This is a genomic window from Siminovitchia sp. FSL W7-1587 (assembly GCF_037963795.1).
GTDB classification, from domain to species: domain Bacteria; phylum Bacillota; class Bacilli; order Bacillales; family Bacillaceae_C; genus Siminovitchia; species Siminovitchia thermophila.
The window spans coordinates 2,409,642-2,432,494 of the sequence record NZ_CP150169.1 but is presented as its reverse complement, the minus strand read 5'-3'; the positions used below and the strand labels follow the sequence as shown (position 1 = coordinate 2,432,494).

The window sequence follows — 22,853 nt, the reverse complement described above, 5'->3', positions numbered from 1 at the left end:
TAAGCTTGAAAAGCAAAAAAATAAAACCTAAGAATGCTGTAAAAACAACATTCTCGGGTTTTAAGTTTTAACGCCTTTACCCTTTTAGACAACCCCTTGATTGTTCAATATCTATTCTCTCTAGCGACTCAAAGATGTCTCTGGAATCAATTTAAAACCTTCAATCATTGTATCCTCTTCCACTTCAATCAACAGACAGCGCTTGCCGTTTAAATGAACCTGTCTAACATACTTTAAGTCTTTTGGACTGATAGAAATATTCGCCACCTTTGTATTAATTTTGATAGATTTAGACGTATAACTCGGAACAATATTACTTGCTTTCAGCTCGTACTTCTCGTCATCGACGACTTTTTGAAAAGCCATTTCCACTAGATCCGTATCGACATTTTCCACTCCACTCACCTTTAGCACTCGTTCCACATCTTTATAATCCAATGTTGGAGGAACCTCTTCCTCCGCCCCTTCCTCTTCATCCATCATCCGGTTGATTTCTTCGTATACGTTGGACAGCGTATGGGTATCCACCTCGTCTCCAACCACTTCTTTTACGACAAACTCAAAAACGGCTTTATCATCCTCGGCAGTCATAATATCTTCACCATTTAACACATTCTCAATAAAGTGATAATCTGGTTGGTTTGCTTTGCCCGCCGAGTATAACACGCGATTGACATCAGCCGAATTGTCTGTGAAACAAGGAAACAAAAATCCCGCTTTCGGAGATGCCATATTGATAATGGAGTCAACTACGACGTTCGACTTAAATTCCTTCTCAATATAATCAAACACCAACGTTCTTTTCGGCTGCTCCGTCTGATTCATGCTGCAGAGAATAAAAGGATGCATATAAACCTCATCCCGGCCACTTACTTCCGCTTCCTCATGACTTCTTTTCGTCGGTTTAAAATACTCTCCCCGAATGAAGGTGACTACCATATCCTTTTCGTACTGGACATCCTTGAACGTCTTTTCAACGATTCGCAACATCTGCTCCTTCCATTCATCTACATCGTCCGCTTGCAGACCTTCATGAAGAATAAACCGTGTGTGATCTTCTGCATGCTCCAGAAACTTCACTTCAAATAATTTCACGTCCAATTTTCCGGTCAGCACCTTCTTGAAATTGTTCATGAACAACTCCTGCTGCTCCCGTTCCAGCATGGAAAACGGCTGGCTCTCTTGATGGTAAATATCGCTGCTTTCTTTTCTGATGTAGACATTAAAAATATCTTTGACTTTTAATAAATCATTATCAAGCTTGAATTGTTTACGAATGTTGGCTATATCATTTTTGTTCATATGAAAGTGCAACTCCTTACTGTTTGGTCTGTGAAGGGAAAGCAAATTTTTCCCGGGTGAATTTCCATTTCTTTAAAAAAGCAAGTCCAATTTGGCGTTTATACGCTCTGAACCGCTCCCCATCAGGCAAGATGAAGTATATTTTTTTTCCGTCTACCTCATTGGAAGCATATCACTCTTTGAACACTCCCTTATTATAACAACATAGCCGGACAGATTGTTTAAAGACATATAAGTGCCTCCTCTTACATACTGACAGTTTCGTTAAAGGAATCCGCCCCTGCAGGCACCCTCAAACATGCCAGTCTCTCGTTGATTGGAGCTAAGCAATCTTCACCAAAAATTTGCCAACCGTAAGGAAGATTCCGGCCCCCATCGCTTTTTGCCGCTCCCAAATCGGCTTATATTGAAACCCGCAGAAAAGGTATACGTATAAATAAGTTGGGCCGACCTTTGCGGTTGGTATTGTTACAACACTTTCCCTAAAAAAAAGAGTTTTCCAGGCTCAAACCCGCGTTTCAAAAGCATTTTCCCTCATGATAAAAACATTGCCTGGAAGCAACATTTTTTGTATAATTTGTCTTGTAACCATAACGTTTTGGTTAGGAGGGGTTTAGTTGGGACAGAAAAATTAAGAATCGGTGAATTAGCTGATAAAACTAATGTTACCAAGAGGACTATCGATTATTATACGAATCTTGGTTTGTTGAAAGCGGAACGTTCCGCTTCAAATTACCGTTACTATGACCCGTCTTCCATTGAAAGAATTGAATTTATTGAAAAACGAAAACAAGATGGAATGTCACTAGATGACATTAAGAAAGAAATCATTGCAAAATATTCAGAAGAAGTTGACGTATTAGAACTGCGACTGAAAATAAAAGGGTTGGAAAAGGAAGTTTCTGAAATTCTGGCTCAATTAGAGAAAACCGACAAAAAGAAATTTGACGATATTAAGAAAAAAATCTCTCATGAAAGTTTGTCATTGATACAAACATTACTTTTATTGCTTAGTTAAATCTTTGGGGGTGATATTTCCATGTTTTTTCATCCAATGGACATTTTCATTTTCTTGGCATTAGGGATTTCCATTTGGGCACAATTTAAGGTAAAAGGAAATTTTAATAAGTGGTCAGAGGTGAAAACCCGGACGGGTTTATCTGGTGCGGAGGCCGCTCGGCAAATTCTGGACAGCAACGGGCTGCACAACGTTCCGATCGAGGTCGTGCCCGGCATGCTTTCCGATCATTACGACCCCATTAAACGTGTCGTTCGTTTATCGGAACCAGTTTATTATGGACGTTCTATCGCATCTGTATCCGTCGCAGCCCACGAAGTGGGTCATGCCATTCAACATCAACAATCATATACAGCTCTTGTCCTGCGGCACCGGATTTTTCCTATGGCGAATTTTGCTTCTGGCGTTGCTCCCTTTTTATTTATTGGGGGATTTCTTTTACAACAATTATCTTTAATCGGTATTGGCATTGTCTTCTTCTCGGCAGCAGTGGCTTTTCAATTAATTACACTCCCAGTGGAATTTGATGCAAGTAAACGCGCCAAAAACTTAATGCTTTCTGAAGGTATATTGTTTAATGATGAAGAACACGGTGTAAAGAAAGTACTAAATGCAGCCGCATTGACATACGTCGCGGGAGCACTGATGGCTGTATTTGAACTATTGAAATTTGTCATGATCTTTCTTCAAGGAAATGCTGAAGAATAGAACGATCTTTTATTGGGAGGTGTAAGTCTTACTTTCGTAAGGCTGTTCATTGACAACCATAAACTTAATTTTAATTGCTGTATTAATTGCTTTAACCGCATTTTTCGTGGCGACGGAATTTGCCATTGTAAAAGTCCGTACATCAAGAATAGATCAATTAATTGCTGAAGGAAAAAAAGGCGCTCTTGCTGCAAAAAGGGTTGTCACACATCTGGATGAATATTTATCCGCATGTCAACTGGGGATTACCATGACTGCTTTAGGATTAGGATGGCTGGGAGAACCGACCGTCGAAAGATTATTGCATCCTGTATTCGAGTATTTTGAATTAAATGAATCACTGACAAGTATTTTGTCATTCGCAATCGCTTTTTCCCTCGTAACGTTTTTACATGTAGTGGTGGGGGAACTGGCTCCAAAAACAGTCGCGATTCAGAAAGCTGAGGCGGTAACCCTTGCTTTCGCCGTACCCATTATTTGGTTCTATAAATTAATGTACCCTTTCATATGGTCGCTAAATGGGTCGGCCCGCTTGCTTATTGGACTATTTGGCATAAAACCTGCTTCAGAGCATGAAGTAGCCCACTCGGAAGAGGAACTGCGCATACTGCTGTCTGAAAGTTATAAGAGTGGGGAAATCAACAAGAATGAACTCAAATATATGAATAATATCTTTGAATTCGATGAACGAATCGCAAAAGAAATTATGGTCCCGCGAACAGAGATTGCGGCCATCTCGATTGACGATAGCTATGAAGAAATTTTGAATACGATTAAAGTGAAAAATTTTACACGCTATCCGGTCGTTGACGGTGATAAAGACCATATTAAAGGCTTTATCAATGTGAAAGAATTTTTAGCGGCCAACCTTCTGGCCCAACAAACAGATAAAGAGTTTCAAATTGAAGATTTCATCAATCCCGTCATTCGAGTCATTGAGACGATCCCCATACATGATTTACTAGTAAAAATGCAGAAAGAACGGATCCATATTGCGATCCTGATGGATGAATATGGGGGTACGTCTGGATTAGTCACCGTCGAAGACATACTTGAAGAAATTGTCGGAGAAATACGAGATGAATTTGATGAAAACGAAGTACCCGAAATCCGCAAATTAAGTGAAAATCACTTTATTTTAGATTCAAAATTACTAATTGAAGATGTAAATCATTTACTGGGAACAAACTTAGAGCACGAAGAAGTGGACACAATCGGCGGTTGGTTCCTGACCCAAAGCATCGATGCAGACCTCGATTCAGAAATAGAGCATGAAGGCTATACATTTAAAGTACAAAACAAAGATGGGCATCAAATTCATTATTTAGAAGTTAAAAAAGCGTAGTGTAAGATGTTATTGTTGAGAAAGGGATAGGGAATGTACACGAAACTGTGAAGTAAGATTCGTAATCACTCTTACTTCACAGTTTCGCTTTTGATTTTATTGACTAAATGATAAAATGGCAAAAAGGAATTAATTGTATTAACTTAATGAATTAAGGGTGATAAAACTTGGACCTTAAAAGTATTTTTACAATAGCACTTGGGGTAGTAATTTTAATCTTTTCACTTAGCGTTATTACTCAACTTCAAAAAGATACTGGAGAATATGATAAAAACTCTACTATTCTTATATTTTTATTGGTTTTTGATACGATTGCTTTACCAATATTAGGATATTTGATAGCAACCTAAATAATACGTAAGCTTTAGCGTAGTCAAAATATGCAGACTCCGGCGGGAATAGCTCGAGCTGAAGATACCTGCGGAAAGTAAAATATGTTGACGTAGCGATGATAGGGATTTTTTTAACACAAATAAACCGAACAATTCATTTATAATTGTTCGGCTTTTACTATTTCGTATTTGCTATATCCCAGCCCCTTCTTACGATTAGTCAAGTGTATTTCATCGATTTCTTTTATTGTGTTGATTAGTTTTTTCCGTTTTTGAAAGTCACTTCACACAAGCTTATGGTGTTGGATAAAATCTGTTACGATATCTTTTAAATTCGGACTGCCCATTTCAGCTAAATCATAGTGTACACGTGTACACGGCTTATTAATTGAAATGACGCGAGTTAAGTCGATCGGTGTCCCAATGATCACTGCGTCACAGTCGGCCTTATTAATCGTTTCTTCAAGATCTTTTAATTGTTGTTCGCCGTATCCCATTGCTGGAAGGACGTTTCCAATATGTTTGTATTTATTTAACGTTTCGGTTAATGTACCTACCGCGAATGGACGTGGGTCAATGATTTCTTTCGCTCCCAAACGCTCTGCCGCGACGGTACCTGCACCAATTTTCATTTCTCCATGTGTCAACGTCGGACCGTCTTCAACGACTAACACGCGTTTTCCAATAATACTTTCCGGATGATCGACTGTAATCTTTGATTCAGCCTTTATAATCGTGCTATGGGGACTTGCAAATTTTATATTATTTTCTACAATTTGAATGGCTTCCTTTGACGCACTATCCACTTTGTTAATGATGGCTACATCAGTTGTTCTTAAACAAACTTCGCCAGGATAGTATTTCAGCTCATGACCCGGGCGATGCGGGTCCAAGACAGTAACAGCTAAATCAGGCTCAAAGAAAGAGAAATCATTATTTCCCCCATCCCATAAAATAACGTCACAGCCATCTGGATCATTTTCAGCTGCTGCCAAAATGTCTGCATAATCAACGCCCGCATACACAACATTTCCTCGTGCCACATGTGGTTCATATTCTTCCATTTCTTCGATTGTACAATGATGTTTCTTTAAATCTTCGACTGTCGCAAAGCGCTGAACACGTTGCGCATTTAAATCGCCATACGGCATCGGGTGTCGCACTGCAATGACTTTCAAGTCATGCTCCAACAGCGTTTCAATTATTTTTCGCGACGTCTGACTTTTTCCAGTTCCAGTTCGCACTGCGCAAACAGAAATGACGGGCTTATTACTTTTTAACATCGTGCTGTTTGGACCGAGCAATGTGAAGTTGGCGCCCGCTGCATTCACGATTGCCCCCACGCTCATAACATCCTCGTAACTAATATCACTATACGCAAAAACACATTCATCCACTTGTAATTCCTTAATCAACTCTGGTAATTCATCTTGTGAATAAATGGGAATACCATCTGGGTATAGTTCACCCGCTAATTCACTTGGATACTTGCGTCCATCAATATCTGGAATTTGTGTTGCTGTAAAAGCGACAACTTTATAGGCTTCATTATCGCGATAATACGTATTGAAGTTGTGAAAGTCTCTGCCAGCCGCACCTATAATAATAATATTTTTTCTTTTCATAGAACTCTCTCCTATAATTACAATAAGTTATTATAATTATAGCTAGGAATGTATATTAATACAATGGAATCTTTTCGAATGTGCTTAAACCTTAAACACAAATACGATTGAAATAACGAAAAATACGATGTAGATGGGATTCTATCTGTAAATTTCGCACATCTTTTACTACCAAATGACCCATTCCATACGAACTCCCATTATTGACCTTTAAAAAAGAGTTTCATTCTCCAGAAAAATATACGGATCATTTCAAGTTCTTAGTCTTACATTCATATTGTTAGATGTTGAAACTGTTAGGATGACGGCAGTAAATTTTCCCTTCATTGTCGTAGGAGGTTCCTGCATCTTTAGGCAGGATCTTTTTCATTGTGGTTGCGGCGGCACTACGGTTACGCGGCAGGTGCTTCGTATGGAGACGGGGATTCTGCTTAATGTTCATTTTACTCATTATCATGGATGCTGCTTGTTTATTCTTTCACGAACATAAAATGGGTCGCATGGCAGCGACCGCTTTATCATTTTTAGACTGAGGGAAAAAACGTTTATTCTTCTAATAATTGTTTTGTATAACCAATAAAATCTGTAAAATAACCATCCACTTGATATTGCTTGACCCGCTTTTGTTCCTGTTTTTGTGTTGCTAAATCAGTAAAATAGACGTGGACCTCTTTTCCCTGTTGGTGCAACTCATTTACTACCTTTAGACTTACGTCAGTTGACTCTATCCCGATGGCTGGGTATGGAACTTCTTTTGCCTTCTGTAAATCAAATTCACCTTTTTTAAACAATAACGTTAACTGAATGGAAGGAGCTAATGCTTGCAATTTTTGTAAGCTTTGCTCGGAAAACGATTGGAATGAAACGTATTGCTGATCCAGTAACCCATATTCTTTTAATAACTCAACCAGCTGGTTTTCCATTATCGCTTTTCCATTCACTAGTCGTGTTTCAATATAGTAATGCTCGTTTTTTCCAAATACTTGAAACATTTCCTCTAAGGAAAGTATTGCTTCTCGTTTTTCTTCTTGTTGAAACACTTCAACAGTTTCAAACTTCATCAATTCTTCAAACGTGTACTCAGATACTTCCCCACTTCCATTGGTTGTTCGATCTATAGTGGCATCATGCATTACCACAAGCTCTCCATCTTTTGTCATGCGTAAATCCAATTCTAATGCATCCACTTCGTCTTGAGCCGCTATTTTATAAGCAGTAAGTGTACTTTCATTAAAACGGTCATTCGCACCGCGGTGGGCATAGACTTCTGCTTTATCCACAACCATTGGCTCCACTTGGGTTTCCGCTCTAGCATATAACAACCCTGCAAGCAATAATAAAATGAACAAAAAACCTCCAATTTTTTTAAATAAATGCTTCCCGTTCATTTCTATAAATCAATGCCTTTTCTGGAAAGTCTGTCATTATAGCAGCAACACGAAGATCAAACAATTGCTTCATATCGTTCGCATCGTTTACTGTCCAAGCACGAAGTCTCGGAAAAACTGGCTTCCAATGCGCTACATTGTTTAATATGGCGCTTTTAGAAATATGGACCGACTCTAAATGAAAATAATCTAGATACTCATGCGGGTGTGGTAGCATGCCTTCTACTAAAAGAGCTATATCAGCATTCGGATCTAGTTTCTTCATACGCATTAAAGTCGGCAAATGAAAGGAGGAATAGATCACTTTTCTATTATTCCCATATGATTGAACGATTTGGTGAACCGCTTCTTCAATTCCTTTATACATAAACCTGGTTGTCTTTAACTCAATATTCAGTTCAACTTCATACGGTTTTAGCAATTCTAAAACTTCTTTTAAAGTAGGGACTTTTTCCAAGCGCCATTGATCGACAAATGCATCATAGTGGGAAAATTTCACTCCGGCACTATATTTTCTTATTTCTGCAAAGGTTAGATCTTTAATATAGCCCGTACCATCTGTTGTTCGATCCAAAAATTCGTCATGGATCACTACGATTTCTCCATCCTTCGTCATATGAACGTCTAATTCAATCCCGTCAACGCCCTCTCGAATCGCTTGCATAAATCCTGCTAAAGTATTTTCCGGATATGTCCCCATACAGCCTCGATGGCCATAAATCTTCGTAATCATGAAAGTCTCTCCTTCTGTACAAGCAAAGTATCTTATAAATTTTGACCAATCAAAATTTTCTTTCATTTGGATTTTAGGCTTGTGAAGTTGTTGCGAACTAACTAGAACAGAAAATTTATCTAACACATTTTCATCTATCATAACAACTAATTCCCCTATAAAGCAAAAAGCAACCACAGCCATTAAAAAATCTTTATACAGGAAGGGAATGAAGCACATCCACCTTCATTCCCTTTAAAATAATCATTCTCCTCTAGCAGCATTCGCTTGCTCAATTGCGTCATTCACTTGCTCTACAGCGGTAGAAAATGCTTCATCGACATCTCCGCCATTATATACTGTCTCCAATGCTGTTTCGATAATTTTACGCTCTTCGGGTATCATATCCATTAATCCGCCTTGTGTGGCCACGGATGGTTTCGTTGCCTGTAATTGCTCTACGGTTACTTGTAATTGCGGCATTTTCTCATAAGCATCTTTTAAAACTTGCTCTTCGTACGCTTTAGGATTGATAGCAAAATACCCCGTTCCTACATGCCATTCTGCCTGCACTTCAGGCTTCTGCAAATACTTTAAGAATTCCCAAGCCGCCTGCTGCTCTTCTTCCGGTTTTCCTTTAGACATCCACAGACTCGCCCCGCCGATTACAACACCTTGGCGCTCCTCTTTTTCCGGATAAGGTATAAAAGCAACCCCCACTTCAAATGGCGCATTATCAATTACATCTCTTGCGGTTGCAGAGGACTGCATAAACATTGCAACCTCACCACTTAAAAACCCGGTTACCATATTATCGGAATTTATACCATAATTCGCAAATGTGTCATCATCCATCATTCGCTTAACCCACTTAAAAATAGACTTCCCTTTTTCATTATCAAACGCTACTTCTGTTGCTGTATCACTGCGTCCGTTATCATTATTTAATAATAAACCACCCTGGTTTGCCAGCAGTTCTTCAAATAACCAGCCATAAGCTTGAAGCGCAAAACCTTTCATTTTAGGATTCGCCTCTTTAATCGCCTTGCCGGCTTCTTCTACTTCTTCAAATGTCTCTGGCGGCTCTTCAGGATTTAAACCGGCCTCTTTAAAGGCGTCTTTATTATAAAACATGACAGGAGTTGATGAGTTAAATGGCATGGAATAAAATTTCCCATCTACTTTATAGTAGTTGGTAATATTCTCCTCCAAATTACTCATATCATAACCTTCTTCATCTATAAACTTTTGAATAGGTTCCACGTTACCGCTGTTAATCATCGACATCGTCCCGATCTCATTGACCTGAACAATTGTGGGCGCATCATCTGTTCCACCTACGCTATGGTACTTGGATAATGTTTCCTCATATGTCCCTTGAAATTCGGCTTTCACTTGAACCTCATCTTGTGATTTGTTATATTTTTCCACAATTTCATCCAGAGCTACCTGAGCTTGACCGCCCATGGCATGCCAAAAAGTTACTTCTGTTTTTCCCCCTGACTTTCCGCCTTCTTTGGCTTCGGCTTTACCTTCATCCTCTTTTTCTTTAGAAGCATTGCAAGCAGCAAGTACAAGCGTAAAACTTGCCAAAATCAATATAAGTAATTTCTTCACCCATCTCCACTCCTTTTCATATGTATATTTTATAAATCTTCCATTCTACGTTTTTCAAATGCATTTTCGTCATATTAGTGAAGCTTCACGTATGAGTTTTTTCCATCTTCTACTACCGCAGGGTATGTTCACTCAGTCCACACAAACTACTAGTGGCATTATTTTATTGCGCCTTCTGTTAAACCTTTTTGTAATTTCTTTTGTCCTAGAAACAGAAGAATTAATGTTGGTAACACGACGATCAACCCGCCAGCCATAATAACACCCCATTCATTGAGTTGTTCTTGCGACTGAAGTTGCTTTAATCCAATTTGCACCGTCCGCACCGTATCATCCGTGGTAGCCAGTAACGGCCAAAGATACATATTCCAAGAAGTCAGAAATCCATAAACACCTAAAGTAACTAAACTTGTTTTGGCGACGGGAAGAACAACCGTTAAATAAAATGTAAAATCTCCCATCCCTGATATTTCACTTGCTTCCTTTAACTCTTTCGGAATTTGTTTGAAATGTTGTCGTAATAAAAACGTTCCAAATGCCACTGCAAAAAACGGTAAGGACATACCTGTATATGTATTTAATAAATTCAACTCCCGAATTGTTTGGAAGTTAGGAATGATGGAAGCTTCAAAAGGAATCATCATTGTTGCGATAAAGATAAAAAACAACGTATCCCTGCCTTTAAACTCCAAGAACACAAATGCATAGGCAGCTAAACTTGATAACAGTAATTGTCCAATCATAATAAGGAGCGACACAATCAAACTGTTCATTAAATAACCAAATAAAGGAAAACGCTCAAACGCTTTGATATAATTTTCTAACGTCCATGTTTCAGGAAGAATTTTACCAGTCAAAATATCCTGACTAGACATAAAGCTCATTAAAAATGCCACAATGGCAGGTGCAAACAACAACAAAGCAGATACTGTCAGAAGAAGATAAAAAACCAGCTTTTTACCAAAAGACATGGTCATTGGTAATGCACCTTCCTCTCTCCCAGCTTAAACTGTAGCAATGTCATAAAGAGGATAATGAAAAACAGAATCACGGCTTGTGCGCTTGCTGTACCATAGCGATAATTTTCAAATGCTTCTTGATAGATAGAGTAAACGATTAAGTTCGTTTCGTTTTGCGGACCGCCGCGAGTTAACATGTCAATTTGACCAAATGTTTGAAACGCATTAATCAATGAAACCGTAATGACGAAAAATAACGTCGGGGACAGCATAGGTATTGTAATATGCCTTAATTTATACAAGTAACTAGCGCCATCAATTTCCGCACTTTCATATAAATGTGAATCAATTGATTGCAATCCACCTAACAAGATAAGAAAAGTAAAGCCAAGATTCATCCATATGGTTGAGATGGACACAGAAATGAGTGCCCAATCCGGGTCTGTCAGCCAGCCTATTGCTTCGAATCCCAGCGCTTCCAAAAGCTGATTCAGCCAACCTAGCGTCGGGTGAAATAAAAACATCCAAAATACAGACGCCGCGGCTACAGAAATCCCCATTGTAGAAGAAAATATCATCCGAAAAAAACCGATACCTCGTAGTTTTTCATTGGCAATAACAGCTAAAAACAAACTAATCAAAATCGTGCCTGGCACTGTATATAAAACAAACAAAAACGTTGATTGTAAGCTTTTTAAAAATATGGGCGACGTAAAAATGTTTTTAAAGTTATCGAATCCTACAAAAACAGTTGTCGCTCCACTGTTATCAGTAAGAAAAAAACTTAAATATAACGTTCTTGCCATGGGATAAAACAAAAACACACTAAATAAAATGATAGAAGGTAAAAGAAACAGCATTCCTTTGATAAATCGGGTTCTTCTTTGCTTTTTCTTCACTTTCATCAGATCAATTTGCGTATATTGGTCTGGCATCATCACTGCTTCTTTCATACAACCGCTACCTCTTTTTCCTTTACTGGAGAAGCTGCTTTTAATAAGAGACCTGAATCAGTATCAAAAAAGCAAAGTTTGTCATTGGATATATGTACGGGAACCTTTTCCCCAACTTTGATCGACCATTGACCTAACCATTTGGCCGTCCATAATTCTGCTCCTACTTCGAATGTTGCCAGCGTTTCATTGCCAAGTTGCTCTACATTAATGACTTCCAGCTTATGTGTAGCTTCTCTATCAACTGCTGGTAAAATATGTTCCGCTCTAATACCGACAGTTAGATTTGCGGTCTGAGCAATTTTTTCAGTTAGTTCTATAGAGCCCATATCAATTTCAAGGGAATCTTCCACCCGTAAGCTTTGATTGATTAAGGTAGCTTTTCCAAGATTCATTTTTGGCGAACCTATAAAAGAAGCAACGAATAAATTAGCTGGCTCATTGTACAACGTAATGGGCTCTCCAACCTGCTGGATTTCTCCGTTATTTAAAACCATAATCCGATCCCCCATTGTCATAGCCTCCACTTGATCATGTGTTACATAAATCATCGTTAAACCAAGTTTTTTCTGCAGTCTGCGTATCTCTATACGCATATGTGCGCGAAGCTTTGCATCCAGGTTGGAAAGTGGCTCATCCATTAAACAAAGAGGCGCTTCACTTACAACCGATCTGGCAAGCGCAACCCGTTGCCTTTGACCACCAGAAAGCTCTCTAGGCTTTCGTTTCAACAAGTTGGAAAGCCCCATCATATCAACTGTCGCTTTTAATCTTTCCTGTTGTTCCTGTTTACTAACTTTTTTAGCACGCAAGCCAAACAAAATATTCTGCTCTACATTTAAATGGGGATACAATGCATAATTTTGAAAAACCATCGACAAGTTGCGATCCTTTGGAGGTAAATGATTAACCACACGATCCGCTATTTTGAGCGTGCCCCCTGTAATTTCCTCCAAGCCGGCAATCATACGCAACAATGTACTTTTTCCCGATCCGGAAGGACCAACAAGAACGAAAAACTCACCCTTTTCAATGGAAAGATTAATGTTATGTAGTACATCCGCTTGTTTATCATAGGATTTGGAAATATTTTGTAATTCCACTTTACTCACTCTTGCTCCCCCTTTACCAATCTTTATTTAAACATAGATTGTTAGCTTTGTTGTCATTCTTAACTGAATATTTGTTTTACGTTAATTATCTTAACATTTGCTTAATATTGTATTTACATAGTTTGAAATATCCTGACATTTTTATAAAAATGGAGGTGTTATGGGGGCGTCAAACTTAGGGGTGGTGACGAGCTTACATTTTAAGGAAGAAACTTCCTACCTCACTTTAAATACGCTCGCTTGCAGGTGGGAGCTCAATGTTTGCGACATTTAAAAAGGGTAGGTTTTGTATATGACCGCGCTTTATATGGGGAGGTGAGCGTGATAAGCTACTCGTCTTGCGAAAAAGAGTATCTGCACACTTTGGCCCTCCGCAAGACACCACGCTCATAGAAGCTCCGTATCAAGTCACAAATTATCTGAGCATATTTATCGGAATTGCTGTAGAACATCCTGCCATTTTATTGAAATACAAACTCAAAACGAGAGAGGAACACAAGAAGAGTTTAAAAAGCGATTGAATTTTTATCCATTTATTGGGAGAGAAGAGGAAGGTAACATGCACGAGTTGGAAGCGACTGAGGTCATATGTAACAAGTGGAAACTAAAAGTTTTTGAAAAATGGAAGAATTGCCGAAATTCACCCGGAGTTGATTCCTCCTATTCCCATGATCGAAAAGCTTAATGAGCTTATATACTCTTTTCGCCAATTGGAAAAGGCAAAAGAGGACCATCAACTGCAAGTGGGTGGAAGACCATACAGAGCTTGAAAATGGACTTATCCGACCGTTTGTTAACGGTATATGCCAGAATTTCGATGCCATTCGGATAAGAATACGGGAGCCATGGAGCATAAGGCCCCGTGGAAAGCCATGTGAACCACCTGAAAACCATCAAACAGATGATGTACGGCAGAGCCGGGTTTGAAGTATTGCGTAATCGGTTTGTATACCAATGGCAAATATTTTTAAAAACAATTTTTCATTTCAGTAGACCAAGCGGCGGCTAGTTTACCAAAAATACATAAGGGCCAACCTTATTTATGGAAAACTGTTGATCTAGTTTAATGTTTACATTAATGCTCTAAAATAAAATTTGATTTATTAATTCTTGATATTTATCTAATTCTTTATCTACCTGGTTATCGAAATCTTCAAAAGATCCCTTTACTGAATACTCTACCATTTGTTTAAAAATATCTCTCTTTTCGTCAAATACTCCAAATGGAATATTTACAATATTATAGTGGAAAAGATTGTTCCTTAAACCAGATTTTATTGGAACAATAGTCTCTTTAACATTAATTAATTCATTAATATTAAAGTATTCTTCTGCGATTTCCGGTACTTTCTTTAACAATAAATCTAAACCTTTTATTGATAATAGATAGGTACAAAACTTCATTCGGTAATAAAAGTTTCCACGGACTCCTAATACCACCGGGAAAATGTTCCTAATAAAATTATTTTGACAATAATAATTATACAAAAATAGTCGCCAATATTTATTTTCTGTATTATTAAAAGCATCAAAACGTCTAGAATCCTTAAAATAAACGTCTTGATAAGTAAAATTATTAGTAAGAGAAAAAATCTTATTGAAAGACTTGCTCACTTGGATAAATACTTGCTTTGGAAATGTAATTAGCAAGAACTATACCAAACTCCTTCATCAAAGGACCAATAATTTTTTTATTACCAATATAGAGAGTTTTAATGTTTTTAAATAACTGATAAGTATTTGCATAATCAATGTTTTTAAAGTAGTAAATTCCCAAATCATGTTGACCAAATAAATTTATAAATGCTTTTTGGATTAAATTATAATTACTAGTTAAAAATTCATAGAAAAGGGCTGTATCGTCTTCTAATTTAGAAATAACCGTATTTCTTTTATACCCTGAATATAACTTTAAAGCACTACGGTTTTCTTTTATTAATTTTTGGACGCAATTTCCTTTTATGTCATTGTACCAACTAGAATGAACTTCTCTTGTTCCTGCATGAAAATAATCCAAACCATCACACACAAAGCTTAAATAAGGAATAAGAGATATTGAAATGTAGGAGGTAATCTCAATATCCGAATTCGTTAGTTTATGCAGCAATTCATATACTTCTTGTACTTCAAGCAATAATTCTTGGTAAGAGATTTGTTTCAACTTACTATTTTTCATTTACTCACAAGCTACCTCCCTTCATATAGCAAACCTTAAAAGTATTCTATTACAACGGCTTTCCAATTTGACGAGGCATAAATTTCTTGGTCCGAATAAATTTAAAGTTGTTCCTAGAGGTTACAAAAAATTAATATTATAAGTAATGTAAATAAAAGTTATATTTATTTCCCAATATACTCCATGGACTTTCTACACCAATGAATTAATTTATTTTGTTTGAAAAAGAACTCAACCTCCTTCACAAGTCTTATCATAATTTTTGTTACACATAAGCATAAATAATACAAAAAACCTTATTTACTTATGGTACGGTTCTCCGTGATGTATCTAAATGAGGCTTTAGTTAGAGTATTTAGAGTTGCTCAGAGTTTTTCAATAACGCTGCTAGTGTTTTTTCCTCTATTACTTCGATTGGCCAGCCAAGTCTATCTTTAATTTTCTTTATGTAGTTCATTAAATTTTCTGAGCATCTTTTGGCTGTTACAAAAACAACAACACAATTTTTAAATTCAATAAAGGGGTCTAACTATTTGATATGCTATATCTACAGGGACAGATTTACCTCTAATTTCCACTCCTGATTTAAATGGTAAACACATAAAGTACCTTCTACCTCTAAATGTCATCGGTAACTCCATATCGGATATTTCAAATGCTCCATGGGGTTTTTGTGATTCTCTTAATAACACTCTTTCTTCCACACCGTTTACAGTTTTAGAAAATTTCATACGAAGCTCATCATCTTTCATAATCAAAAGTCTTGCTAAATCTTGATCAGTAACTACATCAACATTTATTTCATCCAAGTGGAACACTTGATTAATAAATTCATCAGTATTTATTGGATTAATTTCTTCATATAAGCCTACTTCATCTACATTATTTTCTTTAATTAAATAACAATAATTAGATAAAACCCTTAGTAGTAGTATTTTATCCAATATTTCCATATCTTCAACATCGTGAAGTAAATTATCAAATTTTACCTCAAAGAATTCTTAGGGCCCCTCTATTTCTTTCACTATGTATTAAATCCAAATTGACTTCAAATTCAAAGGCCCCCCCATTCATTGAAATAAGTTCTAGTTTTTGATTTTCAATAAAATATTTTAATTGATTATTCTCTTTTAATAATTCTTGAACTTGAGGCTTTGAAATAAATTCTTTTAGAATTTGTTGTAACATAGAAAGTAGGGATTGGCTTTGTTCCGAATACTTACTTTTTCCAGCCTTACAATATAGTATTAAAGTTTGCATCATATTTGAAATACAATATAAACAAGGTACCAAAAACTCCTCTAAGTTATTTTTTAGTACATATGTAAATGCCCATGTGCAATTATCCATTCGCGAAAAAAAATAGTTGTCAGTTGAAGAGCCAAGATCCGCCTCGTTTTTCATAATTGATTTAATATTTATTAACATTGCCATAACTGTTCCTAAATTCCTCCGTTGTTAGGCAAATTAAATCTAACTTTTTTGGTGATTTAATAAGACTTTTTACAATTTGAATTTTTTTATGACTGAACATCAAATCAAAATCATCAGAAACTATTACTAAGTCAATATCGTTACTATCTAAAGAATGATTCCCATACCTAATTCCACTACTTTAATATTAATATTAAAAATGGGATGAATTTCTCATAACAAATACACTTACAAAAAAATAGTCTTGGTAGATTTAATAAAGGTATTTTTAGTCATGTCATTCCTTCAAAATATAATTTATTATAAAAAAGGTGTATGATGAAAAACACTATCCCCCGTTTTATTTTCAATCTTATTTGCAATTTTTAAAGCATAATTATAAGATTCAGGATGTAAGCTTTTTGAATTAGGTGCGATTTCTTGATATTCTTCGAAATTAAATATATCTTCTTCGTACCCTAGTACATAGTAACAGGGTAATTGATCAAGTTCTCCGTTTATTAAGAAATGTATTAAACCATTTCTATATCCCTCAATATAAGCAACGTCATGGTACACACCTTTTTCATACTTTTCTTGCATCAATATACCGTAATCGTGAATCATTATTTTTGCTCGGTCAGGATTTGAATACTGTCCTGTTTTTTTCATAGCCAAAATTCTTTCAAAAGAGTGTATAAGCCCATCTTGATATGATAAAGCTAGAATCATTTCGGGATTCTGTTTAACGTTAAAAGCGCCTGAAAGTCTTGTGTGTTCTTCTTCAACTAAAAATAGTGCTTCATAAATGTCCTCAAAATTTTCATCAGGGACAATTAATTCCATTTGTATTAAATGTTCTTTTAAAACCTTTATAAAATATGTAGCATCTGTAATTATAGGCGTAAAATTTAATTCTTTAAATTTCTCTTTAGCTTTTTCATCTAAAGTGACAATATAGGCATGTGGCATAAACCCTTTCATCTCTTCAATCAAAGAGTTATGTATCTTATTAAAATCCTCGTCTCCAAAAGAATAGCCTATAAAAACAACACACTTTGTAGCAAGCATGGTTTTTAATGTACTTCCAATAATCCCACTTTCCAAGGTTTTATAACACTCTTCATAGTCTTCCTTAGTGGCAATTACTGTTCCATAATTATTTATTGAACCATGTATTTTTAGTACCTTACGTTCCGGATTATTCCAAAAAACAAAATCCTCAACAGTTACAATAGGTACAGCCCCACATTTTCTTTCAAACAAGTCATCCCAATTTGTAGTAATTATTTCAGTTATTTGATATATAGTTGCTATTTCTCTGTGAAAGTTTGAAGCCGTTCTTTCTAATTCAGGGAATGAATTTACATAATCAAGTCTGTCTTTTATTTTCCGTAAAAGTTTTGCTCGTCCATTCGGTTGCTTACAATATTCACTCATTAGTTCAGAAAATGTCATATTTGCTTCTGGTCCTATATTTAACTCATCTCTAATTTCCTCATAGAGCGTATAGTAATAAACACTTCTTGATTCTGTGCTTACACCAGCTCCAGCAAAAATAACTAAGTTGCCCTGTTTTACAGCCTCAATAATATCATTTGGTAAAGTAAAATCACGATTATTTTTACAAAATTCACAGTCACAGTTTTTATTTTGATTAAAACTATTCATATCAAACTCCTCAGCTCATTTGAAAATATTTATTTTTTTATACCTGTACTATAATTCTTTAATAACTCCTATTATCCTTCTTGAGTAAAAATAATTTATTAAAATCCCTTGGAGTCGGAATTAATCCTACTTCTTTAATAACAATTAAAAAACCCTGACTTATACTTTTACATTCATTTTTTAAGATGAAAATATGAACATTATTTCTAAAAGAAGAGTAGACAAGTTTTTACATAAAATTAAAAACTCATTTACTTATGATACGGTTCCCCTTTTATTATCCTAAACGCCCTGTACACCTGTTCCACCAATATTAATCGCATTAACTGATGTGGAAAAGTCATTTTAGAAAAAGACAAAGCCTCATCGGCGCGTTTCATCACTTCCGCACTCAAGCCGAGTGAGCCTCCTATGACAAAGACGATTTTGCTTTTGCCGGTTGTGGCAAGGTGGTCGAGGCGGGCTGCGAGTTCTTCGGAGGATTTCATGGTGCCTTCGATGGAGAGGGCGATGACGTGGGCGTTGGGGCTGATTTTGGAAAGGATCCGGTCTCCTTCTTTCTTCTTTATTTGTTCCATTTGGATTGGGCTTAAGTTTTCGGGGGCTTTTTCATCGGGGAGTTCGATGATGTTTATTTTGGCGTACGCTGTGAGGCGCTTGAGGTATTCGTCAATTCCTTGTTTTAAGTATTTTTCTTTCAGTTTTCCGACGGAAATGATGGTGATATTCATAGCTGTTCCCCTTCTCTGAAGTTATACACAAGTTGAAAACATGAAACAAACAACTTATACACATACCTTATCCACATATCCACATAAACTATCCACATTTAGTATGGGAATATTAGTTCCCTACAAGATATTCAGCGTGCTTTTTGCAGTATTCACAAGTTGTGGACAAGTTTTTCCCTTCTTCTAATTTTTCAAGTTTGGGAAAGGTTTCGTGCTCATCCACGATGACATCCAATGCCAGTTCAACGTGCTCGCCGCAACAATAAATCATATAATAACCTCCTTTCCGTTTATATCATCATGTAATCATGACCATAAAAAATCGTTTTGAACATGGATTTCGTATCGCTTTCTGGATAACTCTTCTTTTTTTAAAAAATAATTAGTATTTCTCGAGATCGCAATTGAATTTTGAAGGCGCGCGATTCTCTCAGAAAGACTCGCCATCTTTATAAAATACTCTTTCCGATATTACTCGCAACTTTTTGGAAATACTTTCGACTTTCTTGATTACTTGCGACCTATCGAAATTACTACCGACTTTCTCGATTTACTTGCGACTTATCGAAATTACTACCGACTTTCTCGATTTACTTGCGACCTATCGAAATTACTGTCCACTTTCTCGATTTACTAGCAACTTCCCAAAATATACTATCGACTTTCTCTTAAATACTCGCCACTTTCTTTATCCACAGATTATTTTACCATTAAATCAGAAAAGCGGGAAAGCCTCATTTGGCTGTTCCCGCTTAACATTTTATAATCTGGCTTCATCCGTCAGCTTGATAGTGGTTTTTTCTTTTTTGCCGCCTCTATAGTACGTGACATCCATCGAATCGCCGACTTTTTTCGTGTTGTATAAATGTTTTCTGAGCGCAATGACATTGTCCACTTTTTGTCCGTCCAGTTCAACGATGACGTCCAATTCTTCCAATCCTGCCTTTCCAGCAGGTGAATTGGCCATAACGGACTCGATCATCACACCAGTAGTTACGTCTTTCGGCAATTTCAGTGTTTCCTGCTGATGATAGGCGGATACTTCTGCGACATCACGCAATGTGACGCCCATCGACGGGCGTTTGACTTCACCGTATTTTTCTAGGTCTTCAATAATTGGAATAACATAGTTGATCGGTATCGAGAAGCCAATGCCTTCTACTGTGCTTTGCGCAATTTTCATGGAGTTGATGCCAACGACCTGTCCTGCAATATTGACAAGCGCTCCACCGCTATTGCCGGGGTTAATGGCGGCATCTGTCTGGATGACTTCCGCATTCCAGTCAGCCACACCGTCTCCGTTAATATCGACGGGCACCGCCCGATTGACTCCGGAAATAATGCCTTGGGTCACGGATCCGGCAAATTCGAGTCCAAGCGGATTTCCGATTGCCATGACCGGCTCCCCGATTTTCAAAGCGTCAGAGTCGCCGAATTCTGTTACGGCGTCATCGGCAATTCCATCGGCATTTATCTCAACGACCGCCAAATCTGTCCATATATCGCCTCCAAGCTGTTTCCCGGAAACTTTTTTGCCGTCTGACAGGGTCACTTCCAGTTGCGAAGAGCCTTGGACCACATGGTTGTTCGTTACGATAAGCGCTTTGTCCCCCGCTTTCTTATAAATGACTCCTGATCCTACCCCTGCCGCTTCCTGGCCCTCCCCGCCAGACCAAAATTTTGCCGTTTGAATATTGGTGATGCCTACCACACCTTTTCCGGCTTTTTCCACTGCCTCGGTTATGTCTGTCGTGACATCAAGTGAGACATTCTTGGATGGGTGATCCGTTTTGCCTCTATTTTCTTCAATCGCTGCATTGTTTTGGTTCGGGGGTTCATTCCAATCTAATGCTGGAAAGAGCAGGGCCATTAAAAGCGCGCCGATGATTCCGCCGATGATTCCTGAAAAGAATCCGCCTCTTTTCTTTTTAAAGCGGTTAGGGCTGTGATCATCGTAAAGTCCCACTAGACACCATTCCTTTCTTTTGCTACGTTCCATTCCCCAAAAGGTTTTCCCTTCATATTCCTTATTATAATGCGCAAAGCGACAGAAATTAAATAATAAACGTTTTCTATTTTGTAAATAGCTTAGGGTGTGGACAAAAAAATGAAAACAGGCAGCCAACCGCCGCGTGTTTTCATTATCTATTCCTGTATTTACGCTTATTTAAACATTTTTTATACGGCTGCGAGGTCGGTCGGTATGTAAGGATCGGTATCAAACAGTCGGACATGGCTTCCCACTTCAATTCCCCGGGACGCCAGCGTCTGGGTAACGCTCATCCGTGCCAGGTCTTTCATGTTATTGTCACGGCTTAAATGGGCGAGGTAAATGCGTTTTGTCCGGTCGCCAATAACCTCGCTCATCGCCAAAGCCGCGTCTTCATTGGAGACATGTCCAACATCGCTTAATATTCTCCGTTTCACGTTCCACGGGTATCTTCCCATCCGCAGCATCTCAATATCATGGTTGCTTTCAAAAATATACGTATCCGCATCAGCGATCATCCCTTTCATCCGATCGCTGACATAACCTGTATCCGTGATCAAGACGAGCTTTTTCCCTTCGTACCGAAAAATGTAAAACATTGGTTCAGCAGCATCGTGCGAGACGCCGAAAGATTCAATGTCGAGGCTTCCGAAAGATTTGACAGCTTCCACTTCAAAAACAAATTTTTGATCAGTCACCACTTCCCCGAGCATGCCGTCCATTGCCTTCCACGTTTTTTCATTCGCATAGATGGGAAGCCGGTATTTTCTGGCCATGACACCCAGGCCCTTAATATGGTCGCTATGTTCATGGGTAACAAGGATGCCATCTAGCTTTGCTGGATCGCGTCCAATTTTCTCCATTAATTCCCCGATTTTTTTGCAACTGACTCCGGCGTCTACAAGAAAGGAGTGTTTATTTGTCTCAATATAAAAGGCGTTTCCCGAACTGCCGCTGGCCAAAACACTAAATTGCATCGACATGTACTTGTTCACTCCAATTTCACTTTTTCTTCGTCACCGGGATTCACTTCGATAATTTGTCCCTCAAATGCATTGACTAACAACTGCTCTTTTTCTTTCTCATGTTCCACGACAATACACCACGTCGGTGTCAATACTTGGGTAGCTTCCATGTTTACGACAGTGTAATAGCCGAGTTTCGCTTCAACCACTTTACTTCCCGGCTTCATCAGCCCATTGCGATAAATCGCTTCAACTGCCCGAATGGCAGGAAGCACTTCTTCTTTTTCACTGATCGGTTCAATCTTTTCTAGCATCGTCTGTTTATAAGACTGAACTTCTCCTGATTTAGTGACTGTAAACTCCAGGCTTGCGCTTTTATTTATGAAAAATGGCTTTTCCTGGTGTTTCTGAAAATACGTAATGATCCCAGCTGTTTCATCATGATAGCCAAACACATATTGCTCACCAAATAACACTTCATTTTTAATGAATTGATCCAATTCGGACGTGTCGAAATTTTTTCCGATTTTCACTGGTGTCTTTAGTTCCGATTGGATCATCGTCCGATCGGTGCTGTTTATCGTTTGATTGTTCAATTTCTCCAATTCTTCATCCGTAAATGTTTTCGTATTGGCGCTCATGTAATGATCAGCAAAGGTTTCCTTTGGAATACTGCTATAATCAATGTCGTCATTTTTTAAGCTTTCTTCCAATGAGACATCCATTTTGACTTCCAGCTGATTGATCCGTTCCTTGTTCAACAACTGGCTCAGGAGGAAAACATCGAGAGTCAGGAATGCGATGATAAAGATGCTTTTCAGTCTACTCCAGTCCAT

At 37.7% G+C, this 22,853-nt stretch carries 22 protein-coding genes; 4 read left to right on the top strand and 18 right to left on the bottom strand.

Annotation, left to right across the window (positions count from 1 at the left end; all coding sequences use genetic code 11):
* Positions 1 to 120 precede the first annotated feature (120 nt).
* Complete coding sequence (locus NST31_RS11450) at positions 121 to 1,302, bottom strand: DUF4317 domain-containing protein (RefSeq protein WP_077112676.1); 1,182 nt, start codon at positions 1,300 to 1,302, stop codon at positions 121 to 123.
* A gap of 568 nt (positions 1,303 to 1,870) precedes the next feature.
* Between NST31_RS11450 and NST31_RS11445 the strand changes: the two genes are divergently transcribed.
* The 4 genes from NST31_RS11445 (at position 1,871) to NST31_RS11430 (ending at position 4,723) form a co-directional block, all read left to right on the top strand.
* Complete coding sequence (locus tag NST31_RS11445) at positions 1,871 to 2,320, top strand: MerR family transcriptional regulator (protein WP_339160671.1); 450 nt, start codon at positions 1,871 to 1,873, stop codon at positions 2,318 to 2,320.
* 21 nt (positions 2,321 to 2,341) lie between these two features.
* Entirely contained in the window at positions 2,342 to 3,028 is a 687-nt protein-coding gene (locus tag NST31_RS11440; protein WP_339160669.1) for a zinc metallopeptidase, read from the top strand.
* Positions 3,029 to 3,077: 49 nt separating this feature from the next.
* Positions 3,078 to 4,373, top strand: coding sequence for a hemolysin family protein (locus NST31_RS11435; RefSeq protein ID WP_339160667.1), 1,296 nt, complete (start codon positions 3,078 to 3,080; stop codon positions 4,371 to 4,373).
* Between the two features lie 167 nt (positions 4,374 to 4,540).
* A complete protein-coding gene (locus NST31_RS11430) occupies positions 4,541 to 4,723 on the top strand; it encodes a hypothetical protein (protein ID WP_339160666.1) in 183 nt (60 codons plus the stop codon).
* Positions 4,724 to 4,989: 266 nt separating this feature from the next.
* Here the strand turns inward: NST31_RS11430 and NST31_RS11425 are convergent, their stop codons facing one another.
* From NST31_RS11425 to yycI, 17 genes are all read right to left on the bottom strand, one after another.
* Positions 4,990 to 6,330, bottom strand: coding sequence for a cyclic 2,3-diphosphoglycerate synthase (locus NST31_RS11425; RefSeq protein ID WP_339160663.1), 1,341 nt, complete (start codon positions 6,328 to 6,330; stop codon positions 4,990 to 4,992).
* A gap of 545 nt (positions 6,331 to 6,875) precedes the next feature.
* Complete coding sequence (locus NST31_RS11420; RefSeq protein ID WP_339160661.1) at positions 6,876 to 7,679, bottom strand: glycerophosphodiester phosphodiesterase family protein; 804 nt, start codon at positions 7,677 to 7,679, stop codon at positions 6,876 to 6,878.
* A 16-nt stretch (positions 7,680 to 7,695) separates the two neighbouring features.
* Positions 7,696 to 8,451, bottom strand: coding sequence for a glycerophosphodiester phosphodiesterase (locus tag NST31_RS11415; RefSeq protein ID WP_339160659.1), 756 nt, complete (start codon positions 8,449 to 8,451; stop codon positions 7,696 to 7,698).
* Between the two features lie 243 nt (positions 8,452 to 8,694).
* Entirely contained in the window at positions 8,695 to 10,047 is a 1,353-nt protein-coding gene (locus tag NST31_RS11410; protein WP_339160657.1) for an ABC transporter substrate-binding protein, read from the bottom strand.
* A 158-nt stretch (positions 10,048 to 10,205) separates the two neighbouring features.
* Positions 10,206 to 11,024 (bottom strand): carbohydrate ABC transporter permease, encoded by an 819-nt coding sequence (locus NST31_RS11405; protein ID WP_339160656.1) that lies wholly within the window; start codon positions 11,022 to 11,024, stop codon positions 10,206 to 10,208.
* Positions 11,021 to 11,959, bottom strand: a complete 939-nt coding sequence (locus NST31_RS11400; protein WP_077114039.1) for a sugar ABC transporter permease — start codon at positions 11,957 to 11,959, stop codon at positions 11,021 to 11,023. Before NST31_RS11400 ends, NST31_RS11405 begins: the two co-directional genes overlap by 4 nt.
* Positions 11,956 to 13,071 (bottom strand): sn-glycerol-3-phosphate ABC transporter ATP-binding protein UgpC, encoded by a 1,116-nt coding sequence (locus tag NST31_RS11395; protein ID WP_205180334.1) that lies wholly within the window; start codon positions 13,069 to 13,071, stop codon positions 11,956 to 11,958. Before NST31_RS11395 ends, NST31_RS11400 begins: the two co-directional genes overlap by 4 nt.
* Before the next feature lie 1,083 nt (positions 13,072 to 14,154).
* Positions 14,155 to 14,430: a hypothetical protein gene (locus tag NST31_RS11390; protein WP_339160650.1), complete on the bottom strand. Its 276-nt coding sequence runs from the start codon at positions 14,428 to 14,430 to the stop codon at positions 14,155 to 14,157.
* 235 nt (positions 14,431 to 14,665) lie between these two features.
* On the bottom strand, positions 14,666 to 15,247 hold the full coding sequence (locus tag NST31_RS11385; protein ID WP_339160648.1) for a hypothetical protein: 582 nt from the start codon (positions 15,245 to 15,247) through the stop codon (positions 14,666 to 14,668).
* 512 nt (positions 15,248 to 15,759) lie between these two features.
* Positions 15,760 to 16,200 carry a hypothetical protein gene (locus tag NST31_RS11380; RefSeq protein ID WP_339160647.1) on the bottom strand — a complete coding sequence of 147 codons (441 nt, stop codon included), beginning with the start codon at positions 16,198 to 16,200 and terminating at the stop codon, positions 15,760 to 15,762.
* Between the two features lie 37 nt (positions 16,201 to 16,237).
* A complete protein-coding gene (locus NST31_RS11375) occupies positions 16,238 to 16,681 on the bottom strand; it encodes a hypothetical protein (RefSeq protein ID WP_339160645.1) in 444 nt (147 codons plus the stop codon).
* A gap of 300 nt (positions 16,682 to 16,981) precedes the next feature.
* On the bottom strand, positions 16,982 to 18,331 hold the full coding sequence (locus tag NST31_RS11370) for an SIR2 family protein (RefSeq protein ID WP_339160643.1): 1,350 nt from the start codon (positions 18,329 to 18,331) through the stop codon (positions 16,982 to 16,984).
* 251 nt (positions 18,332 to 18,582) lie between these two features.
* A complete protein-coding gene (rlmH, locus tag NST31_RS11365) occupies positions 18,583 to 19,062 on the bottom strand; it encodes a 23S rRNA (pseudouridine(1915)-N(3))-methyltransferase RlmH (RefSeq protein WP_339160640.1) in 480 nt (159 codons plus the stop codon).
* Between the two features lie 112 nt (positions 19,063 to 19,174).
* Positions 19,175 to 19,333: a CxxH/CxxC protein gene (locus NST31_RS11360; protein WP_205180065.1), complete on the bottom strand. Its 159-nt coding sequence runs from the start codon at positions 19,331 to 19,333 to the stop codon at positions 19,175 to 19,177.
* Between the two features lie 489 nt (positions 19,334 to 19,822).
* The gene (locus NST31_RS11355; protein ID WP_339165528.1) at positions 19,823 to 21,028 is read right to left on the bottom strand and encodes a trypsin-like peptidase domain-containing protein; all 1,206 of its coding nucleotides are present in this window, start codon (positions 21,026 to 21,028) and stop codon (positions 19,823 to 19,825) included.
* Positions 21,029 to 21,240: 212 nt separating this feature from the next.
* The gene (locus NST31_RS11350) at positions 21,241 to 22,035 is read right to left on the bottom strand and encodes an MBL fold metallo-hydrolase (RefSeq protein WP_339160638.1); all 795 of its coding nucleotides are present in this window, start codon (positions 22,033 to 22,035) and stop codon (positions 21,241 to 21,243) included.
* Between the two features lie 8 nt (positions 22,036 to 22,043).
* A complete protein-coding gene (gene yycI / locus NST31_RS11345) occupies positions 22,044 to 22,853 on the bottom strand; it encodes a two-component system regulatory protein YycI (protein WP_205180061.1) in 810 nt (269 codons plus the stop codon).